Below are 17,358 nucleotides of genomic sequence, written 5' to 3' on the forward strand. Positions count from 1 at the left end.
GGCGCGGGGCGCCGATGCCCCCACCCCGGCGCTCCCCCGCTTCGCAGGGGAGGGACGAAATCCCCTCCCCTGCGTGAGCGGGGGAGGGTTAGGGTGGGGGCCCGTCGCAGCCTCTGCGCGGAATTCGGAAGTCCGCAGTCTCAACCGCCGACCAGTTGGCCGCCCTGCAGCGCCTGCCCGCCCTTCAGGCCGATGGGCAGCTTCGTCAGGTACTCGTTGGGCTTGCGGCCGTCGTAGGCGATGCCGTCGATGAAGCCCTCGTCCAGCGGCTTGTAGCCGTCGCTGGCCCAGGGGAAATCGGCCTCCTTGGCCTTGCCCTCCTCCACCAGCAGCCGCGCGGCCTTCAGATAGATCTCCGGCTTGTAGACCTTGCGGGCGGTCTCGTCGTACCAGGCGTCCGGCTTGGCCTCGGCGATCTGACCCCAGCGGCGCATCTGCGTCAGGTACCAGACGGCGTCGGAATAGAAGGGATAGGTGGCGTTGTAGCGGAAGAAGACGTTGAAGTCGGGAACCGCCCGCTTGTCGCCCTTCTCATACTCGAAGGTGCCGGTCATCGAATTGGCGATGACCTTGGCGTCCGCCCCCACATACTCCGACTTCGCCAGGATCTTCACCGCCTCGGCGCGGTTGGCGTTGTCGTTCTCGTCCAGCCACATGGCGGCGCGGATCAGCGCCTTGACCAGCGCCAGATGGGTCTTGGGGTTCTTGGCGGCCCAGCCCTCGGTAACGCCGAAGACCTTCTCCGGGTTGTTCTTCCAGATCTCGGTGTCGGTGATGACCGGCACGCCGATGCCCTTCATCACCGCCTGCTGGTTCCACGGCTCGCCGACGCTGTAGCCGAAGATGGTCCCGGCCTCCAGCGTCGCCGGCATCTGCGGCGGCGGGGTCACCGACAGCAGCGCGTCGGCCTGGATCTGCCCCGACACGTCGTTGGGCGCGTAGTAGCCGGGGTTGATCCCGCCGGCGGCCAGCCAGTAGCGCAGTTCGTAATTGTGGGTGGAGACGGGGAAGACCATGCCCATGGTGAAGGGCTTGCCCTCCGCCCGGTACTGGGCGATGACCGGCTTCAGCGCGTCGGCCTTGATCGGGTGCAGCGGCTTGCCGTCCGCCCCCTTGGGCAGGTTGGGCTTCATCCGCTCCCACACCTCGTTGGACAGGGTGATGCCGTTGCCGTTGAGGTCCATCGAGAAGGCGGTCACCACGTTGGCCTGGGTGCCGAAGCCGATGGTGGCGCCCAGCGGCTGACCGGCCAGCATGTGGGCGCCGTCCAGCTCCCCGGAGATCACGCGGTCGAGCAGCACCTTCCAGTTGGCCTGCGGTTCCAGCGTCACCGACAGGCCTTCGTCCTCGAAGAAGCCCTTCTCCGCGGCGATGGCGAGCGGCGCCATGTCGGTCAGCTTGATGAAGCCCAGCTTGAGCTGGTCCTTCTCCACGTCGAGCGGAGCGGCCTGGGCGGCCCCGAGCGTCAGCGCCAGCGTGGCGGCGGCGGACAGCAGGGCGGTGCGGGGGGAGGCGGGAAGTCGGATCACGTCTCGGGTCACGTCTCGCGTCACGTTGGTCGCTCCATCTCTCGTTCCGGACCCCCGCGGCACGCCCGACCTCGATCCAACGCCCCACCGGCGACGCGCCGTTGAGGGCTCTCCAGCCATGAAGGGCTGTCGAACCGGGTCAGCGACGGTGCCGAGGGGCCCAACCTTGGGCGTATGGGATGGACGCACCGCCGTTGGCGCGTCCCGCCGTTCCTCTCGCAAGGACCATGCCAAAGGCTGAGATGGCGTCCAAACAGAGCCAAAGGTCTTTGTTTCTGCGGCTTTGACGCGAATTGCCTATTGTTTGTGCTAGTACCTTGGTGGTGCCGCATTGCACAATTTGTCGGCTTTCGGACCGCTTTTTGTTCGATGCAGGACAAAAGCGCGTGTTCAGGTCCCGACACTCCCGCCATGCGCCAGTGGTGGCGGAGCCTCGCAAATGGCGGAAATCCGCCATTCCGGCCCCTTTCTCATACCTTGGTGCCGGTGTTGGCACGCGGATTGCCAGAAGGATGGGCAGATCAGGGCCAGGGCAACGGCGCCATGGCCGGTTCGACGGCGAACCACCCGGACAACGGCGTCCGAAACCCTGGGAATCCCGCGGGAGTCCCCAGGGCTTCGGGCGCCTTTTTCTTTTCGGCCTCGCGGCCTCGCAAGAGGGCACACAGCATGAGCACGCACACCAATCCATCCACTCCGCGCGAACGGCTGGTCGTCGTCGGCAACGGCATGGCCGGCATCCGCACGCTGGAGGAACTGCTGGCCAAGGCGCCGGACCGCTACGACATCACCGTCTTCGGCGCCGAGCCGCACCCCAACTACAACCGCATCATGCTCTCCCCCGTGCTGGCCGGGGAGAAGACCTTCGAACAGATCGTGCTGAACGGGCGCGACTGGTATGAAGCCAACGGAATCAAGCTGTTGACCGGCGACCGGGTGGAGGTGATCGACCGGGCGAACCGCACCGTCACGGCCATTTCCGGCCTGACCGTGCCCTATGACAAGCTGCTGATCGCCACCGGCTCCACCCCCGTCGTCATCCCGGTTCCGGGCTCCACCCTGCCCGGCGTCGTCGGCTTCCGCGACCTCGCCGATGTCGACACGATGCTGGAGGCGGCGGCCAAGGGCGGGCGCGCCGTGGTCATCGGCGGCGGCCTGCTCGGGCTGGAGGCGGCCAACGGCTTGAAGGTCAAGGGCATGGACGTCACGGTCCTGCACCTGATGGACACGCTGATGGAACGGCAGCTTGACCGCTCCGCCGGGGCGCTGCTGCGGCACGAGCTGGAACGCCGTGGCATCACCGTGCTGACCGGCGCCGACACTGCCGAAATTGTGGGCAATGAGAGCGTTTCCGCGGTTCGCCTGAAAAATGGGCAGGAGCTTCCCGCCGATCTGGTGGTCATGGCCGTGGGCATCCGCCCGAACATGGCGCTGGGCAAGGCGGCGGGGCTGGCCTGCGGGCGCGGCATCCAGGTGGACGACGCCATGACCACCTCCGACCCGGCGATCCTGTCGGTCGGAGAGTGCGTGGAGCATCGCGGCCAGACCTACGGCCTCGTCGCCCCGCTGTTCGAGATGGCCAAGGTCGCCGCCGCCCGGCTGGCCGGCGGTACGGAGGCCGCCTACACCGGCTCCGTCACCTCGACCAAGCTGAAGGTGACGGGGGTGGACGTCTTCTCGGCGGGCGACTTCACCGGCGGCAAGGACTGTGAGGACATCGTGTTCCGCGACGCCGCCCGCGGCGTCTACAAGCGCGTGGTGGTCAAGGAGAACCGCATCCTCGGCGCCGTGCTCTACGGCGACACCAAGGACGGCGGCTGGTACTTCCAGATGCTGAAGGACGGCACCGAGGTGGCGCCGGTCCGCGACACCCTGATCTTCGGCCAGAGTTTTGGAGGCGAGGGGGCGGCAAACCCTAAGGCCGCCGTTGCGGCGCTCCCCGACAGTGCGGAGATCTGCGGCTGCAACGGCGTGTGCAAGGGCACCATCGTCAAGGCGATCACCGAAAAGGGTCTGTCCAACCTGGACGAGGTGCGGGCTCATACCAAAGCCTCGGCCTCCTGCGGAAGCTGCACCGGTCAGGTGGAGCAGTTCCTGGCCCTGACGCTGGGCGATGGCTATGCGGGCGAGGCAAAGGCCAAGCCGATGTGCAAATGCACCGACCGCACCCACGACGAGGTGCGCCGGGCCATCACCGCGCTGGAACTGAAAACCATCCCCGACGTGATGCAGCGGCTGGAATGGCGCACGCCCGACGGCTGCCACCATTGCCGCCCGGCGCTGAACTATTACCTGCTCTGCGAATGGCCGGGCGAGTACAAGGACGACAGCCGGTCCCGCTACATCAACGAGCGCGTCCACGCCAACATCCAGAAGGACGGCACCTACTCCGTCGTCCCGCGCATGTGGGGTGGGCTGACCAGCGCCAAGGAGCTGCGCGCCATCGCCGACGTGGTGGACAAGTTCGCCATCCCCACGGTGAAGGTGACCGGCGGCCAGCGCATCGACCTGTTCGGCGTGAAAAAGGAGGATCTGCCCGCGGTGTGGGCGGACCTGAACGCCGCCGGCATGGTGTCCGGCCACGCCTACGCCAAAGGGCTGCGCACCGTGAAGACCTGCGTCGGGTCGGAATGGTGCCGCTTCGGCACGCAGGACAGCACCGGCCTCGGCGTCAAGCTGGAGCGGATGACCTGGGGCACCTGGACCCCGCACAAGGTGAAGCTGGCCGTCTCCGGCTGCCCGCGCAATTGCGCGGAGGCCACCATCAAGGACCTGGGCGTCGTCTGCGTGGACAGCGGCTACGAGCTTCACGTCGGCGGCAACGGCGGCATGCATGTCCGGGCCTGCGACCTGCTGGTGAAGGTGGAGACCGAAGCGGAGGTGCTGGAATACACCGGCGCCTACATGCAGCTCTACCGCGAGGAGGCCCGCTATCTGGAGCGCACCGCCCCATGGGTCGAACGCGTCGGGCTGGACCACATCAAGCGCCGGCTGGTCGACGACGCGGAGGGCCGCGCGGCGCTCAACGCCCGCTTCCTCTTCTCCCAAAGCTTTTCGCAGGACGATCCGTGGGCCGAGCGGGCCAGCGGGTCGGTGGACCGTCACGAATTCGCGCCGCTCGCACAGGTGGGGTAACGACACATGGATCAGAGCATTTCCTGGATCACCGTCGGCTCGGTCGAGGACATTCCCCGCCAGGGGTCCCGCGTGGTGCGGACCGACTTCGGCGACATCGCCCTGTTCCGCACCGTGGCGGACGAGGTCTACGCGCTGGAGGACCGCTGCCCGCACGCCGGCGGCCCGCTGTCGCAGGGCATCGTCCACGGCGCCCGCGTGACCTGCCCGCTGCACAGCTGGGTGATCGACCTCGCCAGCGGCGAAGCGGTCGGCCCGGACGAGGGCTGCGCCGGCCATTGCCCGGTGCGGGTGGTGGACGGCGCGGTGCAGCTCGGGCTGGCGGCCTTCCGTCCGGGACGTGGAGGGTGCGGCCATGGGTGACGCGCCGTCCGACTCGCCCCTTCCTTTTTCTCCCTCTCCCCCCTGGGGAGAGGGTTGGGGTGAGGGGGTTGCGCGTGGCGCGGCGTCCGGCACAAGCGCAACCCCCTCACCCTCCCCTCTCCCCGGAGGGGAGAGGGAAAACGCGGCGGGGAAGCCCATCCGCACCACCTGCCCTTACTGCGGCGTCGGCTGCGGCGTGCTGGCCTCCGTCGCCGCGGACGGCACCGTCAGCGTGGTCGGCGATCCCGACCACCCGGCCAACCGGGGAAAGCTCTGCTCCAAGGGCACCAACCTCCCCGACACGCTGGGCCTCGGCGAACGGCTGCTGCACCCGCAAGTGGACGGGCGGCGCGTCGCCTGGGACGAGGCCATCGCGGAAGTCGCAACGCGCCTCTCCGACACCATCACCAAGCATGGGCCGGACTCGGTCGCCTTCTACGTCTCCGGCCAGTTGCTGACCGAGGACTATTACGCCGTCAACAAGCTGGCGAAGGGCTTCATCGGCACCGCCAACATCGACACCAACTCGCGCCTCTGCATGGCCTCCAGCGTGGCGGGCCACAAGCGCGGCTTCGGCGCCGACGCGGTGCCGGTGACCTACGAGGATCTGGACGAAGCCGATCTGGTCGTGCTGGTCGGCTCCAACCTCGCCTGGTGCCACCCGATCCTGAACCAGCGGCTGCTGGCGGCGAAACAGGCGCGCGGCACCCGCGTCGTCGCGATCGACCCGCGCCGCACCGCCACGGTGGATGGGGCCGACCGCCACCTGCCCATCCGGCCCGGCACCGACGCCCTGCTGTTCAACGGGCTGCTCGTCCATTTGGCCGACAACGGCCTGATCGACGCCCGTTTCGTCGCCGAGCACACCGCCGGATTGGCGAAAGCGCTGGAGGCGGCGCGCGCCGACGCCCCCTCCACCGCCCATGTCGCCGCCCGCTGCGGTCTGCCGCTGGCCGAAATCGAAGCCTTTTACGCTGAAGTCGCAACGGTCCGCCGCACCGTCACCGTCTATTCCCAGGGGGTGAACCAGTCCTCCCAGGGGACCGACACGGTGAACGCCATCCTGAACGTCCATTTCCTGACCGGACGGATCGGCGCGCCGGGGATGGGACCCTTCTCGGTCACCGGCCAGCCCAACGCCATGGGCGGGCGCGAGGTCGGCGGGCTCGCCAACCAGCTCGCCGCCCATATGGGGTTCGAGCCGGAGTCGGTGGACCGGCTGCGCCGCTTCTGGAACGCGCCGCGGGTGGCGGACAAGCCCGGCCTGAAGGCGGTGGACCTGTTCCGCGCCGTGGAGCAAGGCACGGTCCGCGCCGTCTGGGTGATGGCGACCAACCCGGCGGTCAGCATGCCCGACGCCGCCCGCGTCCGCCGCGCGCTGGCGCGGTGCGAGACCGTCATCGTCTCCGACTGCATCGCCGACACCGACACGGCGCGGCTGGCCCACATCCGCCTGCCCGCCGCCGGCTGGAGCGAGAAGGACGGCACCGTCACCAACTCCGATCGCACCATTTCCCGCCAGCGGGCCTTCCGTCCCCTGGCGGGCGAGGCGCGGCCCGACTGGTGGATCGTCACCCAGGTCGCCCGCGCCATGGGCTTCGCCGCCGTCTTCCCCTTCGAGACGCCCGCCGACCTGTTCCGCGAGCACGCCGCCCTCTCCGCCTTCGAGAACGACGGCGCCCGCGCCTTCGACATCGGCGGCCTCGCCGGGCTGTCCGACGCTGAATTTGAAACACTGGCTCCCGCCCCCTGGCCGCAAAGGGTTGGCGAAGGTCCGACGCGCCGTCTCTGCACCGACGGACGCTTCTTCACCGACGACGGGCGGGCGCGCTTCGTCCCGGTCTTGTCCCGCCCCCTGCCCCGTTCCCTGGAGCCGGGTTCGCTGATGTTGAACACCGGCCGCCTGCGCGACCAGTGGCACACCATGACGCGCACCGGCCTGTCGCCGCGCCTCTCCTCCCACGCGCCGGAACCCTGCCTGGACCTCCACCCACAGGACACGGCGGCGCGCGGCCTGGCGGACGGCGTCCTGATCAGCCTGTCCACCCCCGTCGGCACGGCGCTGGCCCGGCTGCGTGTCACCGAGGCGCAGCGGGTGGGGGAGGCCTTTCTGCCCATGCACTGGACCGACCGCTTCACCGCCTCCTGCGTCGTCGGGCGGCTGGTGGACGACGTGGCCGTGGACCCGGTGTCGGGCCAGCCGGACCTGAAGCGGATGCCGGTCACGGTCACCCCCTACCCCGCCGCCTGGACCGGCTTCCTGATCGCCCGAGACCCGGTGGAGCCCGCCCATGGCGGCTACTGGTCACGCCGCGCCGTCCCCGGCGGCCACCTGATCGAACTGGCCGGCGAGGGCGCCCTGCCCGCTCCGGAGGCGCTGGCGTTCGGCTTCGCCGGGGCGACGGTCGATTACAGCGACGCGGCCCGCGGCGTGCTGCGCCGCGCCTGGGTGACCCACGACCGGCTGGTGGCCTGCCTGTTCCTGTCCACCTCCGGCGCCCTGCCCAGCCGGGGCTGGCTGGTCGACCTGCTGTCGGCGGAGGCGCTGGACGGTGCCGCCCGCCGCGCCCTGCTCTCCGGCCGGTCGCCGGTTCCCACGGCGGACGAGGGGCGGACGGTGTGTTCCTGCTTCGGCGTCGGCGTCAACCGCCTGATCGCCGCCATCCGAAGCCAACGCCTGACCACGGTCCAGGAGGTCGGAGCGGCCCTGCGGGCCGGGACCAACTGCGGCTCCTGCATCCCCGAACTCAAGGAGATCCTTACCGATGCCCAGCGCAGCCATGTGGCTTGACGGTCTCGTCTCCCGATCCGGGGGCAAGCGTTTCAACTTCATCGTCGTCCTGCGCGCCGCGCTGGGCTCGGCGCTGCGTCCGCGCACAGCCCGCCGCGTTGCCCGCGCCATCCCGCAGGCGGGCACGCGGGCCCCGCACGTCACGCTGGTCGGCGCCGGGCCGGGGGACCCCGACCTATTGACCGTCGCCGCGGCGCGGGCCATCGCGCAGGCCGAGGTGATCCTCTACGACCATCTCGTCGGGCCGGGCATCCTCGCCCTGGCGCAGCCGGAGGCGGAGCTGATCTGCGTCGGCAAGCGGTCGGGCCAGCACTCCCATTCGCAGGAGGCGATCAACGCCCTGATCGCGGCGCAGGCCCGCAGTGGGCGGCGCACCGTCCGGCTGAAGGGCGGCGACCCGATGATCTTCGGCCGGGCCGGCGAGGAGATCGAGCATTTGGAGCGTGTCGGAATCAGCGTGTCGGTGATCCCCGGCATCACCGCCGCGCTCGGCTGCGCGTCCAGCGCCGGGCTCTCGCTGACCAAGCGTGGCGTGTCGCGCGCCGTCACCTTCGTCACCGCCCACGCCCGCGAGGGCGACGCGACGGAGCCGGACTGGGCGCGGCTGGCCGACCCCAAGGGCACGCTGGCGATCTACATGGGGCGCGAGGCCGCCCGCCGCGTTGGGCGCGGCCTGACCGTGGGGGGCCTCTCCCCCGACACGCCGGTGCTGGCGGTGGAGAACGGCTGCCGCCCTGACGAACGCCACCACCGCACGACGCTGGGCGTCATGGCCGAGCAAGGCGTGGCGGCGGGCGGCGGCCCGACGCTGCTTCTGATCGGCTGGGCGCTGGAGGCCCAGGTGCTAGAAGACCGGCCGGCGCACGCCGGTGATGCCCTCTGCGCGGGCGGCCACGTCGGCCAGGGGCTCGGTCACGACTGACATGGTGAAGACGGTGGCGTGCAGCAGCGTGGCGCCGTCCAGCATGATGCCGACATGGCCGGGGAAGAACACGATGTCGCCCCGGCGGTAGTCGACCCCCTGCCCGTCAGCCGAGACCATCGGCCCCAGCCGGCCGTCGTTGCGCTGCATCCCGCTGCTGTGGTGGGTGGTGATCCCCGCCGCGCGCAGCGCCACCTGGACGAGGCCGGAGCAGTCGATGCCGAAGGCGCTCCGCCCGCCCCAGACATAGGGCGTCTCCAGGAAGCGCAGCGCCGTTTCGACCGGAACGCGGTCCAGCGGCACGGCCACCGGCTCCAGCCGCTTGCCGAAGCTCCACAGCCCGTTGTCGAGCCGGACCCAGCCGCTATCCGCTTGCTCCGCTACGGTCACCAGACTGCCGAAGCTCAGCGCTGCCACCGGCACCGCCTTGTGGGTGGGCGCCGGGTGCAGGTTCGCCACGCGCCCGGACACGCGGTGGGTCGGGGAGACGGGTTCCCTCAGGTCCGTGCCGGGGGGCAGCCAGCCGACATGCCCGTCGGTGCGGTTTTCCACCTTCACCCAGTCGCCATCCCGGTCGAGCGGCGTACATGTTTCACCGAACAGCATCTCGCTGGTTTGCGGGACGCCGTGCCTCGGCTGTTCCAGAAGAACGGCCTGCGGGGCGGCGAGCCGGCGGATCGGGGTGGTCTGTGCATCGGTCATGCCGGTCACGCTAGAGCCCGCCCCGCCGGATTGCAAGCCAGAGGACCGTTCCGGACAATCCTCCGGGAGGTGGGGATTTGCTATGGATTTGACGCTTTTCGACAGGAGAGTGCGATGGGCAACCGTGTGAGGCGTCTGGGGCTCGCGGCGGCGACAGGGGCATGTCTGCTGGCCGGTGCAGCCACGGCGCAGACGGCCTCCCAAATGGCGACCGAAGGTCCCCTGCGGCTCGTGCCGAAGCCCATTCCCTCTCCGGCTCCTTCTCCGGCGGTGGAGCAGCCCCCTGCCCCGCCGGTCCTCGTTCCACCGCAGCCGTCCTCGGCGGCCACGGTGGTCCGGCCGGGTCAGCCCGCGGCCAGCCCTGCGCCCATCCCGCAGCCCGCCGCGAGCGCTGACCCGGCCCAAATCCATCCGCCCACGCCGCGCCCCCAACCGACCGACGGGGTCGCGGCGGTGCGCGCCTTCTATGACGCCTTGGGGCAGGCGGACGCCGCGCGGGCCAACACCTACGTCATTCCCGAGAAGCGGGGCAGCGGGGCCTACGACATCGCGTCGATGAACCGCTTCTACGGCAACATGAGCGTTCCCGTCCGCCTGCTGGCCGCGGAGCCTGTTGGCCGGGACGCCGTGCGCGTGCGCTACCATTACGTCTATGTGAACGGCCGCACCTGCGACGGCGCCGCCGAGGTCGCGCTGGCGGAGCGCGATGGGTTGGCGCTGATCGAACGGATCAAGGCGCTCAACGACTGCTGAGGTCTTTTTCCCTCTCCCGCCTCGGGAGAGGGTGCCCGCGCAGCGGGCTCTCGCGCTGGCTGAAAGCCAGCGCTGACGCGGCAGGCGGACCTTCGGTCCGCCGAGAGCGGGTGAGGGTCGCGCAAGGATCGAGCGCTGGTCTTTTGCCGGCACCCTCACCCTTCCCACGCTTGCGCGTGGGCCCCTTTCATCTCCCGGGGCGAGAGAGGGGATGAAAGGCTACCGTGCCCGCCCCGTCGGCTTGCCGACCTTGGCCGGCGTCCGCCGGCCCTTGCCCGCCTGCTGGGTGTAGAAGGTCTTGCCCGGCTTCGGCCCATCCGCCTTGGTCTTGTCCGCCTTGCCGATCCCCCCCGTCGTCTGCCAGGCCGGAACGAGCTGGTGCTCGCCCGGCCCGATCAGGTCGCTGCGGCCCATCGCCTTCAGCGCGTCGCGCAGAACCGGCCAATTCTCCGGATCGTGGTAGCGCAGGAAGGCCTTGTGCAGGCGGCGCTGCTTCAGCCCCTTGGCGGAGAACACCGTCTCCGAGCCCTCGCGGCGGATCGGGCGCAGCGGGTTGCGGTCGCTGTGGTACATCGCCGTGGCGAGCGCCATGGGGGAGGGCAGGTAGGTCTGCACCTGATCGGCCTTGAAACCGTTCCGCTTCAGCCACAAAGCGAGGTTCATCATGTCCTCGTCGCTGGTGCCGGGGTGGGCGGCGATGAAGTAGGGGATCAGGTAGAGCTTCTTGCCCGCCGCCTTGGCCGCCTTCTCGAACATCTCCTTGAAGCGGTCGTAGGTGCCGATGCCCGGCTTCATCATCTTGGACAGCGGGCCGGGCTCGGTGTGCTCCGGCGCGATCTTCAGGTAACCGCCGACATGGTGGGTCACCAGCTCCTTCACATACTCCGGGCTGCGGACGGCGAGGTCGTAGCGTAGGCCCGAGGCGATGTTGATCTTCTTCACGCCAGGGATGGCGCGCGCCTTGCGGTAGAGCTGGATCAGGTCGCTGTGGTCGGTGTTCAGGTTCTTGCAGATGTCCGGGAAGACGCAGGACGGGCGGCGGCAGACCTTCTCGATCTCCGGGTCCTTGCAGGCCATGCGGTACATGTTGGCGGTCGGCCCCCCCATGTCGGAGATGACGCCGGTGAATCCCTTCACCTTGTCGCGGATCTCCTCGACCTCCTTGAGGATCGACTCCTCCGACCGGCTCTGGATGATGCGCCCCTCATGCTCGGTGATCGAGCAGAAGGAACAGCCGCCGAAGCAGCCGCGCATGATGTTCACCGAGAAGCGGATCATCTCCCAGGCCGGGATGCGCGCGTCGCCGTAGGACGGGTGAGGGGCGCGGGCGTAGGGCAGGCCGTAGACGCCGTCCATCTCCGCCGTGGTCAGCGGGATCGGCGGGGTGGTCAGCCAGACCTCGCGGTCGCCGTGCCGCTGCACCAGCGCGCGGGCGTTGCCGGGGTTGCTCTCCTGGTGCAGCACGCGCGAGGCGTGGGCGTAGAGCAGCTTGTCGGCGCTGACCTGCTCGAAGGAGGGCAGGCGGACCACGGTGCGGTCGGCCCCGGCGGCGCGCGGCGCGGCGGCGGTCAGCTCGTCGATGCTGCTGCTGTCGAGGACGGTCCATCCATCGGGCACGCGGCTGCGGACGATGGAGGTGCCGCGGATGTCGTCGATCTCCCGCGCCTTCTCCCCGGCGGCGATGCGGTGGGCGACGTCGATGATCGCGCGCTCCGCGTTGCCGTAGCACAGGATATCCGCCTTGGCGTCGACCAGGACGGAGCGGCGCACCTTCTCGCTCCAATGGTCGTACTGGGCGATGCGGCGGAGGCTCGCCTCGATGCCGCCCAGCACGATCGGCACGTCCTTGTAGGCTTCGCGGCAGCGCTGGCTGTAGACGATCACCGCGCGGTCGGGCCGCTTGCCGCCCTCGTCGTTGGGGGTGTAGCTGTCGTTGTGACGCAGGCGGCGGTCCGAGGTGTAGTGGTTCACCATCGAGTCCATGTTGCCGCCGGTCACCCCGAAGAACAGGTTCGGCTTGCCCAGCGCCTTGAATGGTTCGGCGCTGCTCCAGTCCGGCTGGGCGATGATGCCGACGCGGAAGCCCTGGGCCTCCAGCAGCCGCCCGATGATCGCCATGCCGAAGCTGGGATGGTCCACATAGGCGTCGCCCGTCACCACCACGATGTCGCAGGAATCCCAGCCCAGCCGGTCCATCTCCGCCCGCGTCATCGGCAGGAAGGGCGCCGGGCGCCGGGCCTCCGTCCGGTGCCGGGGGAGGGAGAAGATGTCCCGCGCCGCCGGAACGGCGACGGTGGGCGTGGCTTCGTTGAGCATGACGCTCTCCGTTCGGGCCGCCGGTGCGCGAGGCGCTGCCGGGGCGGGGTGCTTGATGGTCGGGTGCCGGTTCATACCGGTCTTGTCCGGCATGGTCCACCGCGCGAGTCCCTACGGAAGTGCCGCGGCGCGGTCAAGGATTGCCTGACCGTCGGGGTCAACTTTATACGCGATCATGACGCCGTGATGTGTGCAGCCGGGCCGCCCGCGGCAAGGGGCCATGGGAAAGACGGGCCGCAACAGGTCTCCCGGCACCCTGTTGGGAAGGGCGGAGACGAAAGCCTCACCCATGGACAGGAGTGGACCATGAGCACCGACAGGCGTTATAGCGACCAGCGCGACGAACCGCTCGACATCAAGAACACCCGCGCCGACCCCGCCATCGACGAGGAGAAGATGGGCTTCCAGAACATCGAAGGGCCGGGCGCCGAGACCAGAAAGGATAAGGCGTTGGGCACGGGCGACTCTCCGGACAGTGCACCCCGGCCGTGACGGGGACCCCCGCAGGCACTGCGGGCGTTGTTCGCTGGAACCACAACAAGCGGAGGTTCGCCATGGCTGAAGAGAAGACACCCGACCGCCTTCCCCAGGCGGGGGCCGAGGCGGGGAAAGACTCCCCGTTGGAAGACAAGACCAAGACGCCCGGCGATGGGACGTTGCAGGACGCCGTACCCGCCGGAACGACGTCGGACGAGCTGCGGCGGCGGGCGGAAGAGGATGACGGCTCCGTCCAGCCGGGCACCGGCTGACGTGTCGGAAGCGTCGTCGGTTTCATCATACGACGTCGTATGAGAACGACTGGGTATGAGAACGACTGGGTATGAGAACGACTGGGTATGAGAGCTACCGGGTGACGCTCTCGCCCGCGGGCGCGGCCAGTCCGACCATGGCATAGCTGCTGCGGATGGCCGCGTCCAGCGTCGGGGGCAGGGGTTGGATGCGTTGCTCCCGCGCGGCGCGGCGGGCGAAATCGGGGTCCGCCGCCAACGCCCGTGTCGCCGCCGCCTTGGCCTCGTCCATCCGGCCCATCTGCACGAAGGCGACCGCCAGGGCGGCCTGGGCCGGGGCGGCGGCGGTCACCTCGAACTCCAGCTTCGTGCTGTCCGGGTGTCCATGACGCTGGAGGGCGAGGCTGTAGGCGGGCAGAAGCCGTTCCCGCTGCGCGGGGTCGCGCTCCATCGCCTGCTCCAGCAGTGGCAGACCTTTCGTGGACTGCCCGGCTTCGACATGCCACAGGCCGAGGTCACCCAGCACATGGGCGTTCCCGGGTGAAGCCTGCAAGGCGCGCTGCCCGGTGGCAAAGCAGGGGGCGTATTGCCCGCCCAGACAATAGGCGGTGTAGAGTGCCGTCAACGGGCGCAGCGAGGTCGGCTCCAGTTCGGTGGCGCGCAAGGCGGCAGCCAAGGCTTCGTTCAGCGTTGCGTCGTTCCGCTCCGCACGATAGGCGTCGGATTGCAGCAGGGACAGCGCCGACCAGAGGCGGGCGGCCTCGCCGGCGCTGGTCGTCAGCGCGCTAGCCCCGGAGGTCAGGCAACCGCTCAAGGCGGCCCGCTCGGCCGGCGGGATCTCATGCCGTCCGGTGGCGAGGACGGCGCACTCACGCGGCGACAGGCTGGCGGCCGGTTTCGCGCGCAGACGCGCGGTGGCAACCGGCAGCAAGGGGCCTTGCGCAGCGGTGAGCGGCTCGACGATGCCGACCGCCAGGGCCTGCGGGGTGGGTGCTCCCTCCGGCCCGGCGGGCCGGTCCAGGCTGCTGGACCACAGCACCGCCCCGGTGGCGAGGTCGGTCAAGTGCACGACCAGGCGAACCGCCGCGTCGTGTGCCTGAAGGCTTCCAGACAGGCGAAGTCCTTGATGGGGCAGGGCGGCGGTGGGCGGCGGGTCGATCCGCACAGAAAGATCGGTGCGGCTGGCGAGGCCGCTGGCGATCTCGTCGGTCAGCATGGCGGCAAGAGCGCCATCCTCCGCCGACTGGCCGGTGGTGCGGAAGGGGCCGACGACAATGGTCATCGATGCATCGACTGCCGGGGACCGGGCCGTCCTCGGGTCGCTCACCCCCGGCCCCATGGCCGCCGCGATGGAATGGGGGCCGAGCGCCAGGGCCTCCTCCACCTCGATGGAGGTGGCGAGGTTGCGACCGATCAGCAGCCCCACCAGCCCGACCGCGATCAGCACCACGGCGGCCAGCCCGGCGATGCGCGGAGAAATGGGGCGCCGAGATGTGTCCGCCGCCGGAACGGGGGGACAGGGCGGGTCAAGGCACGGATCGTCGCTCAGCTTTTCGAAGCGAGGGGCATAACCGCCCTTCGGCACGACGATGCGGATCGGGTCGTGGCGGCCCGCGGTCAGATAGTAATGCTCCAGACTGCGGCGCAGCCGCCCGGCCTCCAGCCGCACAATGGGATCGGATTGAGGGTCGAAACTCGGCTCCCGGTTGAAGACGCTGACGGCGATGCAGTAGGCCTTGATCTGCTGCGCCCGGCCTTCCAGGCACTCCTCGACCACATAGCGCAGGAAGCGACGGTTGCGATCCGACGCGTCGAAATGGACGCTCGCCAAAATCCGCTCAAGCTGAGTTCTGACGGCACGATCGTCCAATGCCCACCCCTGCGCGGGCGGAGTTTCCTCGGTCATTCGTGACGTCTCCCGAACGTTGAGAAAGACGACGGGCGTTCTTTCCCAAAAGGGGTGGGTCGATGTGTTGCCGGCATTCTTTCATTGGGAAAAACTGATGTCCATCGGCCCTGTGCTTTTAGGCCGGACCATGTTCCCGAAGTCCGCCCGCTTCTCTGATCGTTGGGATAGGGCGGTCATCCAAAGGCCCGAGGCGCCGGACCGAATGCGGCGAGGAGTACCCCCGCCGAACGGGGCGTAAACTACCGTATGCTACCCGCCGCGGCGGAACGGTCGGGCCATTATCCGGTTTACCCGCCGCCGGACAGGGGACTCGACACGGGAGGACCCGAACACTGGCTGAGGCTCTCTCCCGTCCCCGCGGCACGCCCGGCTCACCGACGCGCATCCCCCGCCGTCGATAAGGCGTGCCGACATTTCCCGGTTTTCCCTGTTCTCGGCTTCGGTAACGCAACGCACCGGTGGTTCCATGCCTTTTTTGTCTTCGTCTTTCTTGTCCACGCTGAACGTTCCGTCCCGCCGCTGCCCCGCTCCCTCCCTTCAAACGTCTCCCCAGAAATCCCGGATGGACCAGCCTGCCACGTCCGCGCTGACGCGCCGCGGCATCTTCGGGTTGGGGGCTGCCGTGGCGGTCGGTGTTTGCAACAGCCGCACCGCCGCGGCGTGGGAGCCGGCGCCGGAGCGCACGCTGCGAATTTACAACTGCCTGACGGGGGAGGGCTTCGACGACGTCTATTGGGCGGAGGGACGCCCGGTGGCGGAGGCGATGGCCCGCATCGACTGGGTGCTGCGCGATCATCGCAGCGACGATTGCCACCGCATCGATCTCGCCCTGCTGAACCGCCTGTCGGAAATGCAGGAGAAGCTGGATAGCCAGCATCCGTTCGAAGTGCTGTCGGCCTTCCGGTCCCAGGAAACCAACCGCCGGGTCAAGGGAGCGGCGACGGGCAGCCTGCATCTGCAGGGGCGGGCGGTCGACCTGCGCCTGCAGGGGCGGCGCGCGGTGGACCTCTATCGCTGCGCCCTGTCCTTCGGCGAGGGCGGGGCGGGTTGCTACGCGAAGCGGAACTTCGTCCATGTGGACACCGGGCCGACGCGGCGCTGGGTTGGAGCCTGAGCGTGGCGGCGCAGCATCGGGACTTTTCGTCGCAGAACCTTTTGCCAGGGGGCATCGGGCGAAGGGCATTACGCCGATGGATGGATTGTGCGCAGGGCGGAGGAAGCGCACCATAGCCCGAAAAAGAAGGCCATTGGATCAGGCCAATGCTCTTTGGGAGGAGCCCATGCTAACCCCAACCGACCTTACGGCCCCTCGAGGCCGCAGCTTATCGGCGCATCGTCACCCGTTGACGGACCCGGCCCGGATGGCCCAGGCCCGCACGCTGGCGGGCTGGATCGCCGTGATCGCTGAAGACCGCGGTCTGGACGAGCGTGGCGTTGCCGCGGCGACCGGCCTGGACATCGAGGATGTCCGGGCGGTGCTGGGCGGCACCGTGTTCATGATGCCCGTGAGCACGCTCGACCGCGCGCTGCGCCGCCTGGAAGGCCGCCCGCACTGAGGAGCCGCAAACCCGCCTCTCCCTGCCCGCCGGCACAGGAGGACCGCATGACCCATCATGTCCGCAAACGGAGCAGCGCCATGGACCGCACGGAGAAACGCGACGCCATCACACGCATCCGCCACGCCGCCGAACAGCAGGGGCTGGACGCCGGCGATCTGGCCCGGATGACGGGGCTGGCTCCGGGGCACGCCCGCGCGATCCTATCCGGCTTCGGCTCGACGGTTCCGCGCGCCGCGCTGGACCGCACCGTCACCGTTCTGCCGGAGTGACGGAACGCTCGTGACGGCACGCTGAAATGGAAACGGCGGCGCCTCGGGTGCGCCGCCGTTTCTTCTGGGGATGTGCCGCGGTTCAGGCGACCGAGAGCACGTCCAGATAGACGTTTGCCGGTTCGGTCAGGTGAATGCGGTACAGCATGCCCGTCTGGTCGATGATGATGCCGGCGACGGGGTTCCTGGCCGCCATGTCGGTGACGGCGGCGCGCACGTTGCGCGGCAGGCTGTCGAGTTCGACGTCGCGGTAGCCGTTCTTGTCGGAGAACTTGATGGTCTTCTGGCCCATGGTCAGGCGCCCTGCGTGCATGCTCTGTTTTCGGTGGGCGGACCATGATCCTGTCGGGTTAAGGAAGCACTAACCAAAAACCGCGCAAAC

15 protein-coding genes are annotated in these 17,358 nt (G+C 69.3%); 10 read left to right on the forward strand and 5 right to left on the reverse strand.

The genetic code is table 11. From position 1 onward, the window contains the following. Positions 1 to 140: 140 nt before the first annotated feature. On the reverse strand, positions 141 to 1,529 hold the full coding sequence (locus AC1DVI_RS24295) for a CmpA/NrtA family ABC transporter substrate-binding protein (protein WP_476960151.1): 1,389 nt from the start codon (positions 1,527 to 1,529) through the stop codon (positions 141 to 143). A 669-nt stretch (positions 1,530 to 2,198) separates the two neighbouring features. Between AC1DVI_RS24295 and nirB the strand changes: the two genes are divergently transcribed. The 4 genes from nirB (at position 2,199) to cobA (ending at position 8,740) form a co-directional block, all read left to right on the forward strand. Then, entirely contained in the window at positions 2,199 to 4,664 is a 2,466-nt protein-coding gene (nirB, locus tag AC1DVI_RS24300; protein WP_476960152.1) for a nitrite reductase large subunit NirB, read from the forward strand. A gap of 6 nt (positions 4,665 to 4,670) precedes the next feature. After that, positions 4,671 to 5,027: a nitrite reductase small subunit NirD gene (gene nirD / locus AC1DVI_RS24305; RefSeq protein WP_035677835.1), complete on the forward strand. Its 357-nt coding sequence runs from the start codon at positions 4,671 to 4,673 to the stop codon at positions 5,025 to 5,027. Between the two features lie 196 nt (positions 5,028 to 5,223). Next, entirely contained in the window at positions 5,224 to 7,818 is a 2,595-nt protein-coding gene (locus tag AC1DVI_RS24310) for a molybdopterin-dependent oxidoreductase (RefSeq protein ID WP_476960153.1), read from the forward strand. Further along, positions 7,793 to 8,740 carry a uroporphyrinogen-III C-methyltransferase gene (gene cobA, locus AC1DVI_RS24315; RefSeq protein ID WP_476960154.1) on the forward strand — a complete coding sequence of 316 codons (948 nt, stop codon included), beginning with the start codon at positions 7,793 to 7,795 and terminating at the stop codon, positions 8,738 to 8,740. The genes AC1DVI_RS24310 and cobA overlap by 26 nt, the downstream gene beginning before the upstream one ends. On the opposite strand, the gene AC1DVI_RS24320 is transcribed toward cobA, so the two are convergent. Beyond that, a complete protein-coding gene (locus AC1DVI_RS24320; protein WP_476960155.1) occupies positions 8,663 to 9,442 on the reverse strand; it encodes a C40 family peptidase in 780 nt (259 codons plus the stop codon). The genes cobA and AC1DVI_RS24320 overlap by 78 nt on opposite strands. 114 nt (positions 9,443 to 9,556) lie before the next feature. On the opposite strand from AC1DVI_RS24320, the gene AC1DVI_RS24325 reads away from it, so the two are divergent. Next, complete coding sequence (locus tag AC1DVI_RS24325) at positions 9,557 to 10,195, forward strand: hypothetical protein (protein ID WP_476960156.1); 639 nt, start codon at positions 9,557 to 9,559, stop codon at positions 10,193 to 10,195. 219 nt (positions 10,196 to 10,414) lie between these two features. Here the strand turns inward: AC1DVI_RS24325 and AC1DVI_RS24330 are convergent, their stop codons facing one another. Then, positions 10,415 to 12,511 (reverse strand): YgiQ family radical SAM protein, encoded by a 2,097-nt coding sequence (locus tag AC1DVI_RS24330; RefSeq protein ID WP_476960157.1) that lies wholly within the window; start codon positions 12,509 to 12,511, stop codon positions 10,415 to 10,417. Between the two features lie 306 nt (positions 12,512 to 12,817). Between AC1DVI_RS24330 and AC1DVI_RS24335 the strand changes: the two genes are divergently transcribed. Both AC1DVI_RS24335 and AC1DVI_RS24340 read left to right on the forward strand, forming a co-directional pair. Then, a complete protein-coding gene (locus AC1DVI_RS24335) occupies positions 12,818 to 13,003 on the forward strand; it encodes a hypothetical protein (RefSeq protein ID WP_476960158.1) in 186 nt (61 codons plus the stop codon). Between the two features lie 62 nt (positions 13,004 to 13,065). Further along, a complete protein-coding gene (locus AC1DVI_RS24340) occupies positions 13,066 to 13,260 on the forward strand; it encodes a hypothetical protein (RefSeq protein ID WP_476960159.1) in 195 nt (64 codons plus the stop codon). A 94-nt stretch (positions 13,261 to 13,354) separates the two neighbouring features. Here the strand turns inward: AC1DVI_RS24340 and AC1DVI_RS24345 are convergent, their stop codons facing one another. Next, positions 13,355 to 15,145, reverse strand: a complete 1,791-nt coding sequence (locus tag AC1DVI_RS24345) for a hypothetical protein (protein WP_476960160.1) — start codon at positions 15,143 to 15,145, stop codon at positions 13,355 to 13,357. 565 nt (positions 15,146 to 15,710) lie between these two features. Between AC1DVI_RS24345 and AC1DVI_RS24350 the strand changes: the two genes are divergently transcribed. The 3 genes from AC1DVI_RS24350 to AC1DVI_RS24360 all read left to right on the forward strand — a co-directional run bounded on the left by AC1DVI_RS24350 (position 15,711) and on the right by AC1DVI_RS24360 (position 16,976). Next, positions 15,711 to 16,262, forward strand: coding sequence for a YcbK family protein (locus AC1DVI_RS24350; RefSeq protein WP_476960161.1), 552 nt, complete (start codon positions 15,711 to 15,713; stop codon positions 16,260 to 16,262). A 229-nt stretch (positions 16,263 to 16,491) separates the two neighbouring features. Beyond that, positions 16,492 to 16,704 (forward strand): hypothetical protein, encoded by a 213-nt coding sequence (locus AC1DVI_RS24355; protein ID WP_147394556.1) that lies wholly within the window; start codon positions 16,492 to 16,494, stop codon positions 16,702 to 16,704. Between the two features lie 47 nt (positions 16,705 to 16,751). Next, the gene (locus tag AC1DVI_RS24360) at positions 16,752 to 16,976 is read left to right on the forward strand and encodes a hypothetical protein (RefSeq protein WP_246472645.1); all 225 of its coding nucleotides are present in this window, start codon (positions 16,752 to 16,754) and stop codon (positions 16,974 to 16,976) included. An 82-nt stretch (positions 16,977 to 17,058) separates the two neighbouring features. On the opposite strand, the gene AC1DVI_RS24365 is transcribed toward AC1DVI_RS24360, so the two are convergent. Continuing rightward, the gene (locus tag AC1DVI_RS24365; protein WP_247889599.1) at positions 17,059 to 17,289 is read right to left on the reverse strand and encodes a hypothetical protein; all 231 of its coding nucleotides are present in this window, start codon (positions 17,287 to 17,289) and stop codon (positions 17,059 to 17,061) included. Positions 17,290 to 17,358 lie beyond the last annotated feature (69 nt).

It is taken from the genome of Azospirillum sp. P4_B5 (genome assembly GCF_056402275.1).